General features: G+C 61.2%; 15 protein-coding genes. 10 read left to right on the forward strand and 5 right to left on the reverse strand.

Annotation, left to right across the window (positions count from 1 at the left end; genetic code table 11):
* Nucleotides 1-130 precede the first annotated feature (130 nt).
* From B0E50_RS14320 to B0E50_RS14340, 5 genes are all read left to right on the forward strand, one after another.
* On the forward strand, nucleotides 131-634 hold the full coding sequence (locus B0E50_RS14320) for a TPM domain-containing protein (RefSeq protein WP_077442027.1): 504 nt from the start codon (nucleotides 131-133) through the stop codon (nucleotides 632-634).
* Nucleotides 635-752: 118 nt separating this feature from the next.
* Complete coding sequence (gene lgt, locus B0E50_RS14325) at nucleotides 753-1646, forward strand: prolipoprotein diacylglyceryl transferase (protein ID WP_077442028.1); 894 nt, start codon at nucleotides 753-755, stop codon at nucleotides 1644-1646.
* Between the two features lie 2 nt (nucleotides 1647-1648).
* A complete protein-coding gene (locus tag B0E50_RS14330; protein WP_077442029.1) occupies nucleotides 1649-2443 on the forward strand; it encodes a thymidylate synthase in 795 nt (264 codons plus the stop codon).
* A 226-nt stretch (nucleotides 2444-2669) separates the two neighbouring features.
* A complete protein-coding gene (locus tag B0E50_RS14335) occupies nucleotides 2670-3158 on the forward strand; it encodes a dihydrofolate reductase (RefSeq protein ID WP_077442030.1) in 489 nt (162 codons plus the stop codon).
* Nucleotides 3158-4126, forward strand: a complete 969-nt coding sequence (locus tag B0E50_RS14340; protein WP_305775358.1) for a Nudix family hydrolase — start codon at nucleotides 3158-3160, stop codon at nucleotides 4124-4126. Before B0E50_RS14335 ends, B0E50_RS14340 begins: the two co-directional genes overlap by 1 nt.
* A gap of 10 nt (nucleotides 4127-4136) precedes the next feature.
* On the opposite strand, the gene coaE is transcribed toward B0E50_RS14340, so the two are convergent.
* The 4 genes from coaE to pilB all read right to left on the reverse strand — a co-directional run bounded on the left by coaE (nucleotide 4137) and on the right by pilB (nucleotide 8853).
* On the reverse strand, nucleotides 4137-4760 hold the full coding sequence (gene coaE / locus B0E50_RS14345) for a dephospho-CoA kinase (RefSeq protein WP_077442031.1): 624 nt from the start codon (nucleotides 4758-4760) through the stop codon (nucleotides 4137-4139).
* A 10-nt stretch (nucleotides 4761-4770) separates the two neighbouring features.
* Nucleotides 4771-5628, reverse strand: a complete 858-nt coding sequence (locus B0E50_RS14350) for an A24 family peptidase (protein WP_077442032.1) — start codon at nucleotides 5626-5628, stop codon at nucleotides 4771-4773.
* 78 nt (nucleotides 5629-5706) lie between these two features.
* Nucleotides 5707-6987: a type II secretion system F family protein gene (locus tag B0E50_RS14355; protein WP_077442618.1), complete on the reverse strand. Its 1281-nt coding sequence runs from the start codon at nucleotides 6985-6987 to the stop codon at nucleotides 5707-5709.
* A gap of 141 nt (nucleotides 6988-7128) precedes the next feature.
* A complete protein-coding gene (gene pilB, locus B0E50_RS14360; protein ID WP_077442033.1) occupies nucleotides 7129-8853 on the reverse strand; it encodes a type IV-A pilus assembly ATPase PilB in 1725 nt (574 codons plus the stop codon).
* A 332-nt stretch (nucleotides 8854-9185) separates the two neighbouring features.
* On the opposite strand from pilB, the gene B0E50_RS14365 reads away from it, so the two are divergent.
* From B0E50_RS14365 to B0E50_RS14385, 5 genes are all read left to right on the forward strand, one after another.
* Nucleotides 9186-10040: a glycosyltransferase family 2 protein gene (locus B0E50_RS14365; RefSeq protein ID WP_077442034.1), complete on the forward strand. Its 855-nt coding sequence runs from the start codon at nucleotides 9186-9188 to the stop codon at nucleotides 10038-10040.
* A gap of 31 nt (nucleotides 10041-10071) precedes the next feature.
* A complete protein-coding gene (locus tag B0E50_RS14370; RefSeq protein WP_254427298.1) occupies nucleotides 10072-11265 on the forward strand; it encodes a glycosyltransferase in 1194 nt (397 codons plus the stop codon).
* Nucleotides 11266-11349: 84 nt separating this feature from the next.
* On the forward strand, nucleotides 11350-12168 hold the full coding sequence (locus tag B0E50_RS14375) for a class I SAM-dependent methyltransferase (protein WP_254427299.1): 819 nt from the start codon (nucleotides 11350-11352) through the stop codon (nucleotides 12166-12168).
* Between the two features lie 34 nt (nucleotides 12169-12202).
* Nucleotides 12203-13099, forward strand: a complete 897-nt coding sequence (locus tag B0E50_RS14380) for a lysylphosphatidylglycerol synthase domain-containing protein (RefSeq protein ID WP_168170891.1) — start codon at nucleotides 12203-12205, stop codon at nucleotides 13097-13099.
* Nucleotides 13092-13733 (forward strand): class I SAM-dependent methyltransferase, encoded by a 642-nt coding sequence (locus tag B0E50_RS14385; RefSeq protein ID WP_077442037.1) that lies wholly within the window; start codon nucleotides 13092-13094, stop codon nucleotides 13731-13733. Before B0E50_RS14380 ends, B0E50_RS14385 begins: the two co-directional genes overlap by 8 nt.
* Before the next feature lie 92 nt (nucleotides 13734-13825).
* Here the strand turns inward: B0E50_RS14385 and B0E50_RS14390 are convergent, their stop codons facing one another.
* Nucleotides 13826-15862 carry a hypothetical protein gene (locus tag B0E50_RS14390; RefSeq protein ID WP_139350884.1) on the reverse strand — a complete coding sequence of 679 codons (2037 nt, stop codon included), beginning with the start codon at nucleotides 15860-15862 and terminating at the stop codon, nucleotides 13826-13828.
* Nucleotides 15863-15917: the final 55 nt, after the last annotated feature.

Here is a 15917-nt window from a genome sequence, read left to right on the forward strand (position 1 = left end):
CCAGCATGCTGCGCAGGAACAGGGCGACGAACACGCCGATCATCAGACTGTTCTGCAGTCCCGGACCAGTGGCATGTTCTTCGCTCGAAGCGCCCTGCACTGGCGGCGGCGGTGCCTCGGGGAGCTGGTGATGACACGCATCCGACGAGTGCTGGCAAACCTGTTCGGTAGCTGGTTCCAGTTGCGCCGCCGCTTTCCGTCCGCGTTGCTGGACGAAATGGCAGCTGCGATTGCTGCGGGCGAGCGCGCCCACCGGGGCGAGATCTGTTTCGCGCTCGAGGCACGACTGGCGCCGCTGGCGGTGCTGGAAGGGCTCGACGCGCCTACCCGCGCACGGCAGGTGTTCGGCCAGCTTCGTGTGTGGGACACCGAGCACAACAGCGGGGTGCTGTTCTACGTGCTGATGGCCGAGCATTGCATCGAGATCGTCGCCGACCGCGGCATTGCCGCACAGGTCGCGGCGCCCGAATGGGAGGCGATCTGCACGCGCATGCGCGACGGCTACGCCAGCGGGCAATGGCGCGAGGCCAGCCTCGAAGGCATCGCCGCCGCACACGCGCTGCTGGCCCGGCATTTCCCCGGCAACGACAAGGCCAACCCGGACGAACTGCCGGATCGCCCCGTGCTGCTGTAGGGTGCCTCACGGAACCACATCGTGAAGGCGGGATTCCAGCGACGCCGGCTGACGGACCGGAAGAGGCAGCGGTCACGACCGGCTACACTTGCAGCCTGCGAAAACTCACCAGGTCGTCATGTCCCAGCCTTTCGTCGTTGAGCTCAACCCGGTCGCCTTCCATCTCGGGCCCATCCAGGTGCACTGGTATGGGCTGATGTACCTGCTCGGATTCTTTTTCGTTGCCGTGCTGGGCGAATACCGGCGGCGGCACGGGCGCCTGCCGGTCAGCCGTGATGCATTGGGCGACCTGTTCTTCTACGGCATGATGGGCGTGATCATCGGCGGTCGCGTCTGGTACATGCTGTTCTACTACGCCGGGGGCATTCGCTGGATCTGGACCGAGCCGCTGGCCCTGTTCCGCGTGTGGGACGGCGGCATGAGCTTCCATGGCGGCATGCTCGGCGTGCTGGCCGCGGTCTGGTGGTGGTCGCGCCGGCAGCGGCTGCATTTCTTCGACACGGTGGATTTTGTCGCACCGCTGGTACCGATCGGGCTTGGCCTCGGCCGGCTGGGCAATTTCATCAACGGTGAACTGTGGGGCAAGCCCACCACGCTGGCGTGGGGCATGATCTATCCGAACGCACATGCCGATGACGTGGCCTATGTCGACAGCCATCCGGCGTGGTTGCCGCAGTTGCAACAGTTCGGCGGCCTGCTGCGCCACCCGTCCGAGTTGTACGAGCTGGCGCTCGAAGGGGTGGTGATGTTCTTCGTGATCTGGCTGGTGTCGATGAAGCCGCGGCCGCGTTACCTGGTGTCGGGCCTGTTCGCGCTGATGTACGGCTGCTTCCGTTTCGCGGTGGAGTTCGTGCGGCTGCCCGACCCGCAGCTGGGTTACTACTTCGGGACACAATGGGTGACGATGGGACAGATGCAGTCGTTGCCGATGATCGTGATCGGCCTGTGGCTGCTCGCCCTGGCGCGTCGTGCGCCGACCCTGCCGCTCGCCCCGGTGGCGACGAAGGCCTGAGCATGCGCGCCTATCTTGACCTGTTGCGCCACGTCCTCGAACACGGTACCGAAAAGACCGACCGCACCGGCACCGGCACGCGCAGCGTGTTCGGCTGGCAGATGCGTTTCGACCTGACGGAAGGTTTTCCGCTGGTCACCACCAAGAAGTTGCACCTGAAGTCCATCGTGCACGAGCTGATCTGGTTCCTGCGTGGCGATACCAACATCGCCTATCTGAAGGAGCACGGCGTGCGCATCTGGGACGAGTGGGCCGATGCAAACGGCGACCTCGGCCCGGTCTACGGGCAGCAGTGGCGCGCGTGGCCGACCGCCGATGGCCGTGTGGTCGACCAGATCCGATGGGTGGTCGACGAGATCAAGCGCAACCCCGATTCGCGCCGGCTGATCGTCAGTGCGTGGAACGTCGGCGAGCTGCCGAAGATGGCACTGCTGCCGTGCCACAGCCTGTTCCAGTTCTATGTGGCGGACGGCAAGCTGAGCTGCCAGTTGTACCAGCGTTCCGGCGACATCTTCCTCGGTGTGCCGTTCAACATCGCCAGCTATGCGCTGCTCACCCACATGGTGGCGCAGGTGTGCGGGCTCGGCGTCGGCGATTTCGTGCACACGCTGGGTGACGCGCATCTGTACAACAACCACGTCGAGCAGGCGCGGCTGCAGCTGACGCGGGAACCCCAGGCACTCCCGCGCTTGCGGCTCAATCCCGAAGTGCGCTCGCTCCTCGATTTCCGCTACGAGGATGTCGTGATCGAGGGCTACGTGCCGCTGCCGGCGATCAAAGCCACCGTCGCCGTCTAGGATCGCATGCTGTCCACAGTGGACTCCCTTCGGTCGTGCACGAAAGCTACGCCACCGCGCGCAGGCGGCGCATAAAATTGCCGCCCGCCGGACCGTCCACGACCCCGTGCAAGGTCGCCTCACGCTCACCTCCGGGATGCATGCATCCTGCTAAGATTCGAAGGAATCGGCAGCGCCATTGCCAGGCGCAGGCCACTCCACCGAACATGCCTTTCAAGGACTTCACATGGCCATCTCGCTGATTGCCGCACTCGACGAAAACTTCGCCATCGGCCGCAAGGGGCAACTGCCGTGGCACCTGCCTGATGACCTGCGCTGGTTCAAGCAGCTGACCACCGGCAAGAATGTGCTGATGGGCTACAACACGGCCGTGTCGATCGGCCGCGCATTGCCGGATCGGGTCAACCTGGTGCTGTCACGCCGGCACGAGGCGCCGTTTCCCGGCCAGATCACCGTGCGTTCGATCGAGGAAGCGCAGGCGCGCACCGACAACACCGGTCTGATGGTGATTGGCGGCGGCCACATATTTACGGAAGCGCTGCCGCGTGCCCGGCGGATGTACCTGACCTGGGTCAGTGCTGCCGTCGAAGGCGCCGACACGTTCTTTCCGGGCGTGCATTTCAGCGACTGGACCGAGGTCTCCCGCGTGCACCACAAGGCCGATGCCGAGCACACCTACGGCTTCGACATGGTCGAATACCTGCGCAACAGCTGATGCCTGCGCCCACCGCGCCCAAGCCGGTGGTCATGCACGTGATGGCGGGCGTCCTGCGTGATCCCGATGGTCGTGTGCTGCTGACGCAGCGGCCGCCCGGCAAGCATCTGGCCGGCCTGTGGGAATTTCCCGGCGGCAAGCTCGAACCCGGTGAGGAGCCACTGGCGGGGTTGGCGCGTGAACTGCACGAAGAGCTGGGCATCACCCTGCAACGTGCCGAGCCGCTGATCCGGGTGCCATGCCATTACCCTGATCGCGAACTGCTGCTGGACACGTGGCAGGTTGCCCAATGGGAAGACATGCCGCAATCGCGCGAAGGCCAGGCACTGCAATGGCTGCATCCGTCCGGGATCGACCCGGCCATCCTCACGCTGGCCGACCGCGCGATCCTGCAGGCACTGCGACTGCCTGCGCGTTATCCGATCACCCCGGCTGATGTGCCGCCGGACCAGCGCGGCGTGTGGTTCGAGCGGATCGGGCGGATGATCGAGCGGGGCGAACCGATGCTGCAGCTGCGCCTGCCACTGTGGCCGCGCGAACTCGTGCGCGAGCTGGCCGCCGGCCTGTTGCCGCTGGCGCGACACCACGATACGCAACTGTTGCTCAATGGCGATATCGAGGGCGCGCGCAGTCTGGGTATCGGGGTGCACTTGAAGAGCACTCAGCTGTCCGAATTGTCCGAGCGGCCCTTGCCGCTGCAGCAACTGGTCGGTGCCAGCTGCCACGAGGCGCTGCAACTGGCGCAGGCGTCCCGCCTCGGTGCGGACTTCGCCACGCTCTCGCCGGTAGCCGGGACCCCCAGTCATCCGCAGACCCCTCCGCTGGGCTGGTCGACGTTCCAGTCGCTGGCCGAAGCAGCCGCGTTGCCGGTATACGCGCTGGGCGGCACCGCTCCTTCGCAGATCACCCAGGCACGCCAGCACAGCGCACAGGGTGTGGCCGGCATCCGCGAATTCTGGCTCGCGTAAAGCCCGCACTTTAAGCGCTCTGCGAAGCCAGTGCGAGGTAGCGCTGGTGCAGCTCGGCGACGGCCTGGTCGAGCGTGGCCTCATCGCCGCTGTTCTCGATCACATCGTTGGCCAGCGCGAGTCGTTCGGCGCGGCTGGCCTGGCTTGCCAGCATGCGCCGAGCCAGGGTCTCGTCGAGACCATCACGAGCAATCAGCCGCGCCAACTGCACCGACTCGGGTACGTCGACCAGCAGCACGCGGTCGACCCAGCGATAGTGCGCGATGTTTTCCGACAGCAGCGGAATCGCCAGCAGGCAATACGGTCCGTATTCGGCTACGGCACGATCATGCAGCCATTGACGCACCAGCGGATGGATGATGGCCTCCAGCTGCTGCCGGGCCAACGGATCGGCAAACACGCGGTGGCGCATTGCGGGACGGTCCAGCCGGCCAGCGGCATCGAGTACCGCTGCGCCGAACGTGTCGACGATGGCTGCCAGTCCGGGGGCGCCCGGTGCGATCACTTCGCGGGCGGCCACGTCGGCATCATGTACATGTGCACCGAGTGCCTCGAAGCGCCGCGTCACGGCGGACTTGCCGGCAGCGACCCCGCCGGTCAGCGCGACGATCATGGCGTGTTGCCGCTTGCTCATCGCATCAAGCTCATCGTATTCCGGTCAGGTGCATGTAGCCCTGCAACAAGTCAGGGCCGGCCACGAACCAGACCCAGCCGGCGGCCGCGATGAATGGGCCGAACGGCATCGGCACCTCGCGCTGGTGTCGGCGCAACGCGATCAGGCTGCCGCCGACCAGGGCGCCGATCAGCGAGGACAGCAGGATGATCGGCAACAGCGCCACTGGCCCCATCCAGGCTCCCAGTGCGGCGAGCAGCTTGAAGTCGCCATAACCCATGCCCTCCTTGCCGGTCAGCAGCTTGAACAGCCAGTACACGCTCCACAGGCTCAGATAGCCGATGGCGGCGCCGAGGATTGCGGCCGGTGCCGTGATGAACATCGGCAACAGCGCCAGCAGCAAGCCCAGCCACAGCAGAGGCAGTGTCAGCTGGTCAGGTAGCAGCTGGGTGCGGAAGTCGATGCCTGAGAGCGCGATCAGAGTCCAGGTCAGCAGCAGTCCTGCCAGTGCCATCCAGGAAGGGCCGAACTTCCACACGATCACTGCGCTCAACACGCCGCTGAGCAATTCGACCAGCGGGTACTGGATCGAGATTTTCGTCTGGCAGTAACGGCAGCGCCCACGCAACATCAACCAGCCGAACAGAGGGATGTTGTCCAGCGCCGACAACGGATGCTTGCAGTGCGGGCAATGCGAGGGTTCGCGCACGATGCCCGGCGGCAACGGCGTCGTATCAGCCTCAAGCTCCAGCACGTCGCGTGCTTCCTGCCGCCATCCTGCCGCCATCCGCTCCGGCAACCGCAGGATCACCACGTTGAGGAAGCTGCCCATCACCAGGCCGAGCACGCCTGCAAAGGCGATCCACACCACCATTGGCAAGTCGGGCATCACGAAATCCTGCGCAAAGAAAACGCCGCATTATTGCCGGATCACGGCAATAATGCGGCGTCTTCGGGTTGAAGTGCTCTAGAACGTGCCGGCGAGCTTGAAGATCGGCAGGTACAGCGAGATCACCATGCCGCCGACAAGGGTGCCGAGGACCACCATGATGATCGGTTCCAGCAAGGTGGACAGGGTGTCGACCGCGTTGCTGACTTCTTCCTCGTAGAATTCGGCCACCTTGAACAGCATGTTGTCCAGTGCACCGGATTCCTCGCCGATGGCGGTCATCTGCACCACCATGTTGGGGAACAGGCCGGTCTGCTTCATCGCCAGCTGCAACTGGTGACCCACGGCGATGTCGTCGCGCATCTGCTTCACCGCATCACCGTAGACTACGCTGCCGGTAGCGCCTGCTACAGCATCTAGCGCTTCGACCAACGGCACGCCGGCGCGGAAGGTGACACCAAGCGTACGGGCAAAACGCGCAATCGCTGAGTTGCGCACGATATTGCCCATCACCGGCATCTTCAGTGCCATCCGGTCGAGGAAATGGGCAAACTTCACCGAGCGTTTCTTTGCCATCACGAACGAGACGATGCCAATGACGATGGCACCGATGACCATCCACCAATAACTCTGCATGAACTTGGAGGCATCGACTAGGATCTGGGTCGGTGCTGGCAACTGGGCGCCAGCATCCGCGAAGGTCTTGGCGAACACCGGCACTACGAACAGCAACATGATCACGCAGACCACGAACACCACGACCAGCACCATCATCGGGTAGAACAGCGCTTTCTTGATCTTTTTCTTGATCGATTCCGTGCGCTCCTTGTACGTCGCGACGGTATCCAGCACAGTGTCCAGCACGCCGGAGGCTTCGCCGGCGTGGACCAGGTTGCAATACAGCTCGTCGAACTGCACCGGATAGCGGCCCAGCGCCTCATGCAGTGCTGCGCCACCTTCGACGTTCTGCTTCACATCCAGCAGGATGTTCTTGAAACGCGGATTCTTCTGGCCGTCAGCGATGATGTCGAAGGCCTGCACCATTGGGACGCCGGAAGCCATCATGGTGGCGATCTGGCGGCTGAAGATCGCGACATCACCCGGCTTGACCGTGCTGCCGGTGGAACCGAACAAGGGTTTGGCGCGCTCCCGTACAGTCTGCGGGTTCATGCCCTGGCGGCGCAGCTCGGCCTTGACCAGCGAAGCATTCTTCGCCGGCATGTCACCCTTCATCCGCTTGCCGCGCTTGTCCAGCGCAACCCACTCGTAAGTGGTCAGCTGGCTGACTGCGGCGCGCTGGGCACCGAGTGCCTGTGCCTTTTTCAAATTGGTCTTTGCGTTTGCGGTAGCCGTAGCCATGCGCATCCTCCCCCCGTGGTTCAGTCCAAGCCCGCCCAAGTAGGCGGCTGGCAAATTTCCTGCAGCTTATGCTATTTCAATGGCCCCAAACCGTGGTGCCCGGCGCAACATCAATGCCAAGGGCGTCCCGGTTTCACGAGATCACTCCTTGGTCACCCGGTCGATCTCGGTCAGGCTGGTCAGGCCCTGCTTCACCTTGAGCAGCGCCGACGCACGCAGATCGTTGATCCCGGCGGCCTTGGCCACCTCGGCGATCTGCAGCGCATTGCCGCCCTTCAGGATGATTTTCTGGATGTCCTCCAGCATTGGCATCACCTGGTAGATGCCGACACGCCCCTTGTAACCCTCGTTGCAGTTGTCGCAACCGCCAGCCTCGTAAATGGTCAGGCCTGCGTCGATGTCGGCCTGGCTGAAACCGGCCGCCAGCAGTACATCCGGCGGCAGGTTCATCGGCTTCTTGCAGTCGTGCAGGCGACGCGCCAGGCGTTGCGCGATGATCAGGGTGACCGACGAGGTGATGTTGTACGGCGCGATGCCCATGTTCATCAGGCGCGCGATGGTCTGCGCGGCATCGTTGGTGTGCAGGGTGGACAGCACCATGTGGCCGGTCTGGGCGGCCTTGATCGCGATCTCGGCGGTTTCCAGATCGCGGATCTCGCCGACCATGATCACATCGGGATCCTGGCGCAGGAACGAGCGCAGCGCGCTGGCGAAGGTCATGCCACGCTTGACGTTCTGCTGCACCTGGTTGATGCCCTCGACGCGAATTTCCACCGGGTCTTCCACCGTCGAGATGTTGCGTTCGGCGGTGTTGAGCATGTTCAGGCCGGTGTACAGCGACACCGTCTTGCCGGAACCGGTGGGGCCGGTCACCAGCACCATGCCGTACGGCTTGTGGATGGCATCGATGTAGAGCTTCTGCTGGTCTGGTTCGTAGCCGAGCTTCTCGATGCCGATCTTCGCCGACGAGCCGTCAAGTATACGCAGCACGATCTTCTCGCCAAACAGCGTCGGCAGCGAGCTCACGCGAAAGTCGATCGCTCGGGTCTTGGACAGGTTGAGCTTGATACGGCCGTCCTGCGGCACGCGCTTCTCGGCAATATCCAGCTGCGCCATCACCTTGATGCGCGACGAAATGCGGTTCGCCATCTTCATCGGTGGGCTGGCCACCGCCTTCAGCATGCCATCCATGCGCAGGCGTACCCGATACTGGGTTTCGAACGGTTCGAAGTGGATATCGGAAGCGCCACGGCGAATCGCATCGACCAGGATCTTGTTGACGAACTTCACCACCGGCGCGTCGTCCATCGCATTCGCATCGATGCCGGACGACTCGGCCTCGTCGTCGCCGCCTTCGAGCTCCAGGCCGTCCAGATCGCCGCCGCCCATATCGGGCATGGTGTCGCGCATGCTGTTGAGCAGGCTCTCGATCATTCGCAACAGCGGGCCGCGTTCGACCAGGATCGGTTCCACCATGCAGTTGGAATGGAACTTGATCTCGTCCAGTGCATGCGACTGCATCGGGTCCGCGATACCGACAAACAGCCGCTTGCCGCGCCGGAACAGCGGCAACGCCTGATGCTTGGTGATCAATGCCTCACTGATCAGATCGAGCGGCATGGTGGACGGATTCAGCGAGGTCACGTCCATCATCGGCATGCCGAACTCGGCTGAAGCAACTTGGGTCAGCTGGGCACTCTCGACCAGGTTATGGTCGAGCAGCCATGCCGCCAGGGTAGCCTTGTTCTGGCTGCTGTCGGCCATTGCCTTGCGCACATCGGCCTCAGGCAGCACTCCATCAGACACCAGCCGGCGCGCCATGCCGGACAGGCCCGCGAGCGACGACGGTTGCAATTGAGATGACATAACCTACTCGACCTTGCCCCTGTATGTGGTTGAATCTACCGCAGTCTGGCCGTCAGGTCACCTTTGGCCTGCAAGCGGGGAAGGTGGATGTTGCAAAGCACAAACCAGATCGCCACATATAGGAGCGACTTCAGTCGCGACGCTCCCTCATCCACCCGCCTGCCAATGTTCCATGCCGAAGCCTTCCAGGCTGGGAACCGTTGCAGAACCTCCCGCGGCGACAGACAAACTTCAATCCCTCGCCGAGACCGCTGTATGCAGAACGCCAAGTCCTGCGCACAACCGTCACCATGCCTTCACGCTATGATTCTCCCTCACATGGGGAGCCACTTTTGAACCGCTTAAGTATCATCCTGCCCGCCAAGAACGAGGCGCCTGCGCTGGCCGCATTGCTGCCCCGGCTGCGCGCAATCCATCCCGATGCCGAGATCATCGTGGTCGACGACGGCTCCACCGACGACACCCGCGGCATTTGCCAAAGCAGCGGCGTGACCTGCCTGTCCTCACCGTATTCCATGGGCAATGGTGCGGCGATCAAGCGTGGTGCTCGTGCCGCCACCGGCGAGCTCTTCGTCTTCATGGACGGTGACGGCCAGCATGATCCGGCCGATATCGCACGCCTGCTCGAAAAGCTCGGTCAGGATTACGACATGGTCGTCGGTGCGCGCGATTGGAGTAGCCAGGCTGGGGTTGGCCGTGGCCTCGCCAATACCTTGTACAACTGGCTGGCCACGCATATGACCGGTCATCCCGTGCAGGACCTCACGTCTGGCTTCCGCGCTGTGCGCGCGGACAAGTTCCGCGAGTTCATTCACCTGCTGCCGAACGGTTTCAGCTATCCCACCACCAGCACCATGGCGTTCTTCCGCAGCGCCTACCCGGTCGCCTACGTGCCGATCAAGGCTGCACAGCGGGTCGGCAAGAGCCATATCAAGCCGGTACGCGACGGCCTGCGTTTCCTGCTGATTATCTTCAAGATCGCCACGCTGTACTCGCCGCTGAAGTTGTTCGTGCCGGCGAGCGGGGTGTTCTTTCTACTGGGCTGTGCCAATTACGTCTGGACATTCGTGCATAGCGGACGACTTACCAACGGCAGTACCTTGATGTGGAGTGCGGCGGTCATTGTTTTCCTGATCGGTCTGGTATCCGAACAGATCACGGCGCTGACATATCGACGTGATGCCTGACTCTTCTGGTACTGATCGATCGACGCTGCTCGTGCTTGCTTCGACCTATCCGCGTTGGAGTGGTGATCCTGAGCCAGGATTTGTGCACGAGCTGGCCAAGCGCCTCACGGATCAATTCCATGTCATTGCCTTGGTCCCCGGTGCGCATGGTGCTACGGCGCGTGAGACTCTCGATGGCGTCGAGGTGATCCGTTATCGCTATGCACCTCAACGCTTCCAAACATTGGTAAACGATGGAGGCATCGTCACCAATTTGCGGCGCCATCGCTGGAAACTGCTATTGATCCCTCCATTCGTGCTGGCACAGGCATGGCAGACTTGGCGTTTGTTGCGAACGCGCCGGATTGATGTGATTCATGCCCACTGGCTACTCCCTCAAGGCTTGATCACGGCCTTTCTGGGCAAGCTGTCACGCCGCCTGCCTTCTTATCTGGTTACCTCACATGGCGCCGATCTGTTCGCCTTGCGTGGGCGGTGTTTGAATGCACTCAAACGACTTGTAGTCAGACGGGCTGCGGCAGTCACCGTGGTCAGTGAGGCCATGCGCAGGGAATTGGCAAGGATCGGCGCGGATGCCAGCAAAGTGAACATACAGCCCATGGGAGTGGATCTGGAGGGGCTGTTTACGCCCAGTTCGGCGGTGCAGCGCTCGCATGACGAGATTTTGTTCGTAGGTCGGCTGGTGGAGAAGAAAGGATTGCATTACCTGATTGATGCGATGCCGGAGATCTTGCGTGACCATCCAACGGCTTATCTGACCATTGCTGGCTTTGGTCCGGAAAAGGAATCACTTGCAGAGCAAATTCAGCGACTGGGACTGCAAGCCAAAGTCCAATTCATCGGAGCCGTATCCCAGGTGAATTTGCCGGCTTTGTATCGTCGCGCGGCGGTTTTCGTGGCTCCGTTTGTACAAGCAGTTTCGGGAGATCAGGAAGGTTTGGGGCTGGTGACGGTGGAGGCTGCCGGCTGTGGCTGTCCAGTGGTGGCGAGCGATCTGCCGTCGGTACGGGATGTGTTCGGCGTAACCCGTACTCAGCTGATTGCACCGGGTTCGGCCAAGGCAATCAGCGAAGCGGTAAATGCCATATTGATCGAGGCACCCACACATGATGATGCAGTTCAAGTGAGAGCATCCCTGTGCGCAAGGTTCGACTGGACCGTGGTTGTCGAGAGCTACGCGCAGATACTTCGAAGGGTTGCTGAATCGCGGTTGGACAAGGTTTAAGGAAGGACATATGGCATCGACGAGTACGGCCCGCCTGGCGCGCGCCGGTGTTAGAGAACCCCAGCCCGGGTTTGGGGAATCAGTGTGACTAATGACACGACAAGCCACGGCAAGCAGGGTGATGCCTGTGATCTCGAGGTTTCACGGCGTCTTCCCCATGTCGCGTTTGACCTGGCTTCGCGCCGATTGAAGGGCTTGAAGATCGAGCGTCTGTTGGGCCTCACTGGTCAGCCGAAACCGTTGCGAGTGCTCGAAATTGGTACTGGATCAGGTGGTATCGCACATTATTTTGGCACGCATCCGCACTTGAACTGCGAGGTGGATGCAGTTGATGTCCATGACAACAGAGTGGTGACCGAGGGATATCGCTACCACCAGGTGCAAGGCACGCAGCTTCCATTTGCCGATGATTCTTTCGATGTGGTGGTGACTAATCACGTCATCGAACATGTCGGCGATAAGCAGGCCCAGTGTGCTCACCTGTCGGAATTGCACCGCGTGTTGCGCCCCGATGGCGTGGGCTACCTGGCTGTGCCCAGTCGCTGGATGCTTGTTGAGCCGCATTACCGTCTATTGCTCTTGAGTTGGTTGCCGCAGCCGGTTGCGAATGCCTATGTTCGGCTCATGGGTAAAGGTAGTTACTACGATTGCCGTCCGTTGACTACGCATCGAATCGAATCGATGCTCGATGCAGCCGGATTCACATTTGTGCAAAAGCATGGAGAAGCGCTGCTCTTGACCTTTGAGCTTGAACGGCCAGACGCGTTGATCTACCGCTGGATTCTCAAGCGAGCTCCCAATGCCATGTATGCGGCCTGGCGGCGTGCGTTTCCGACCTTGATCTACACATTGAGATTGACACCGCCTGTTGCGGGCAGCCGTGCGGTTGCAGACCATGCCTAGAGGCTCCAGATTCAATCGGATGCGCAGCCTTGTTATGACCTGTTTGTTGTGGGGCGGCCTTCTGCTGTGCGCCATTGCGATCAAGCGCTATTGGCATCAATCCCGTGCCTTGCTGGAGGGGATTGGTCCCGGTGGTGCGATAGTCATCTTGGCGGCTATCCTGCTCATGTGGTTATTGGCCGTTTCGAGTTGGCGTCATGTGGTTGCTGCCTGCAGTGGCGAGAAGATTCCGTGGCTGGTCGCAGTCAGACATCTGACCCTTCTGCTGCTTGGCAAGTATGTTCCAGGCGGGGTATGGGGATTTCTCGCGCGGTTGTCTGACTCGACGACGTACGGATCGCTTGCCACCATGACTGCCGCAGGATTGGTCGAGCAATGGATCGGGCTGGCCATGGTCAGCCTGCTGGGTGGCATTACGCTCGCAGCAGCGTATTGGAAATGTTGGGCATTGCTGTTTGGCTCGATCTTGTTTCCACTGATTGTGCTGTCAAGTCTGCGTTGCGCGAATTGGGCTTTACGATACCTGGCACTCTATCTACCTGCGCGCTGGCGTCAGGCTGCAGGTTCGATAAGTGAACTTGGTTGGGGACGACAGTTGTGGTGGGCTGCCATCCTGACCATGTTCCAGGTCATGGTGATCCTGAGCGTCGCGGGTGAGGTGGCCGCTGCAGCATTTCATTTCGAGCCATACACGGCGATGGCGGTTGCCGGTTGCTATGGCGTCGGCATCATGGCAGGCATTGCTGCGATATTCATGCCCGGCGGCATCCTGGTACGCGAAACCGTGTTCGTGGTCCTTTGTCGTGACTGGATTACCCCGGCAGAGGCGATTGCATTGGCTGGCGGGCTGCGCCTGACTTTCACAGCTTTTGACCTGATGGCGGGTGCCGGCGGCGCCTTTTTACAATTTTGGAGAAGACAGCATGTTTAGTGGAATCATCAGGGGCGTGGCCCGATGGGTCCCTTTGGCATCGTTCAAGGGGTCTGCCGATTACTGGCGCAAGCGCTATCAACTCGGAGGAGACTCAGGCACTGGTTCCGCGGGAGCCGCTGCGACTTACAAGGCCGCTGTGTTGAACGAATTCGTCGCCAGGGAAAGTGTGACGAGCGTTGTGGAATTCGGTTGCGGTGATGGGCGCCAGCTTGCGTTGGCAAGGTATCCGGCATATCTCGGCTTGGACATCAGCGCTGACGCTGTCGAGCAATGCCGCGCACGTTTCAAGGACGATGCAAGCAAGCGCTTTGCGATCCTTGATGACAGCGCAACGAAGGCAGATCTTGCCTTGTCCCTCGACGTCATCTTTCACTTGGTCGAGGACGAAGTCTATGAGGCCCATCTTCGCCGTCTGTTCGATGCAGCGAATCGCTTCGTCATCATCTATTCGAGCAACAGTGCAGGTAATGCGCGTACGTTCAGGCATGTCCGGCACCGCGTGGTCTCGACGGATGTCACGGCACTTTTCCCGGGATTTGAAAGATTGCAGGAATTGGAGTCTGCGTTACCGCCTCCTGTTGAAACCAGCAGTGGGGTTTCCACGGTTTTCCTCATTTATCGGCGCCTCTGATTCGTGAAAGAGGAGGCGCTTCCGAAACTTCATTGCCGCTTTCTGATGACCATGCACTGGACGATCGCCTGATCTTTCAATGAGTGCGGTTGCTATCGGGAATTGAGCAGTACCTCGAGTTTCGCGATCTCGCCATCCAGTCGGCCGCCGATATTGAGCGGCGCGAGTTGTTGCAGTTGTCTGTCCGCCTCGGCATGACGACCAGTTACCGCGAGCATGCGGATCAGTGTGATCCGGTAGGCAGGTTCATTGGGGCTGGCATCAACAGCCTGAGCGGTCATGCGAACGCCGAGGGCGTGGTCGCCCAGTACGTTCCAAGCGTAGTCGCCGTAGATGGCAAGCAGACGGCCCGTCGGGGCAGGTTGTGACAGCGCTGCCGCAAAGGCCTGTTTCATGCGCTCGGGCGGCAGTACGCATTGGCCATCGCGCGTGCACTGGGTCAGGGAGGCCAGCGCGCTCTCGTCCTGCACACCTGGGGTGTGTGTTTTCAGCTTGGTGACGATGCTATCCCACCACGCATCTTTCAAAGGCAGCTGCATGCGTGCATTCATGAAGATCAGCGCCTGCTCAGGCAGGATCGAGAAGTTGGGTAACGCTGCGGCCTTCTCCAGCGGCGCATAGGCCAGCTTGGTGAAAGGCGAGGCGGGGTCGTAGTGCGAATCGATGATGTAAGTGCGGCCCAGTTCGTATTGCGCACGCGGCGACTGCGGTGCACGTGCGGCTAGTTCCTGCGCCAACCGCAAGGGCTCGCCCCAGGCATAGGCTGTCATCGCGGTCAGCGTCGCCCAGGACACTAGCAATCCCGCCAGTAACGTGTACCGAAGCCGGGCAAAGGAGAATGATCGTGGCACGGCCAGCAGTGGCACGACCGCCAACATCAGGCCGAAGCTGGCGAAGTAGTTGCGGTGTTCGTAGATCAGTTCCAGCGGCAGGATGGTACCGGTCAACAACTGGCAGCCAAGGAATAGTGCAATGCCAAGTGCGGCCAGTGGCTTGCGCGCACGCAGCCACAGCATCAGTGCCACCAGCGCGACCAGGGATACCAGGCTGGCCAGCGTAGTCCAGGGCGCCAGCAGTCCAGTCGAGATGCGGAAATCATCGTGATAGAACGACAGAGCATCCAGCGTTGGGAGCAAGGTCCAGCGGATGTAATCGACCACGATGCGCGTCTCGCTGAGCAGGCGCGTGCCCAGCGTGAAATCGCGGGTGGCCCAGGCTTCCGGTTTCAGCAGGTTGGGCAGCAGCCAGCCGATGCCGATCAGCGTCGGCAGCACCAGCACGAGCAGGAAGCTGGCGATGATCCGCCAGTCGCGTCGGCCTGTGGCGGTGCAGAAGTGGAACAGCACCCACTCGACCAACAGCGCGTACAACGGCAGCATTACCGCGGTTTCCTTGGCCAGTACGCCCACGGCTGTGGGTATGATAATGCTGAGCATGCACAGGATGAATCCGCGAGTGCCGGCTGAACACCCGTTGTCATCACGGGAAAATGTGCCGGTATCCGTGACCAGCATTCGTTGTCGTCCGGCCACATAGCCGATCAGGCCCAGTAACACGAACAAGTTCGCCATGCTCTCCATGCGCTGCACTACGTACAGCACCGCGGTGAGATTGATCGGCAACAGCATCCAGCCGGTGGCGATCAGCGCGGCGACGATGCCCGCATGGTTGGAGCTTCCTACGGCGGCGAGATCAGCTTTAGGAACGGCTTCAGCCGTGAAAGCACTCCGATTGCTTGTAATGGATGGGGTTTTCGCGGGAAATAGTGTCGCGGCTTCAGCCGCTCCTGAAAAAGCAGGAGTTTTGCGGCGGTCTATTGAGCGCAGCAACAGCCTCGCCAGCATAAATACCAGCAACCCGTTCAACAGATGGATGCTTAAGTTGGTCAGCTTCATCCAGTGTGGATCGAGGCCGATAGCAATGTAGTTAGCGGCGAAACTCAACGATGCTAGCGGTCGCTTGAAGTCGCTGGCAGGCGATGAGAGCGCGGCGCGTACCAGTGCTGGAATGCTCATTTCACTTGGCTGCACACCATGGTTGTCGACGATGTTGGGGTAATCGTCGAACAGCCAGCTTCCAGCGAGACCCGGCCAATAAATGACGGTGGTGAGTAGTAGTGCAGCAAGCATCAGAAATAAGCTGACGCGGCTTTTGTAATGAGAGAGGGCCATATGCCAAGTATGA

The sequence above is a fragment of the Rhodanobacter sp. C01 genome, assembly GCF_002001045.1.
Lineage (GTDB): Bacteria > Pseudomonadota > Gammaproteobacteria > Xanthomonadales > Rhodanobacteraceae > Rhodanobacter.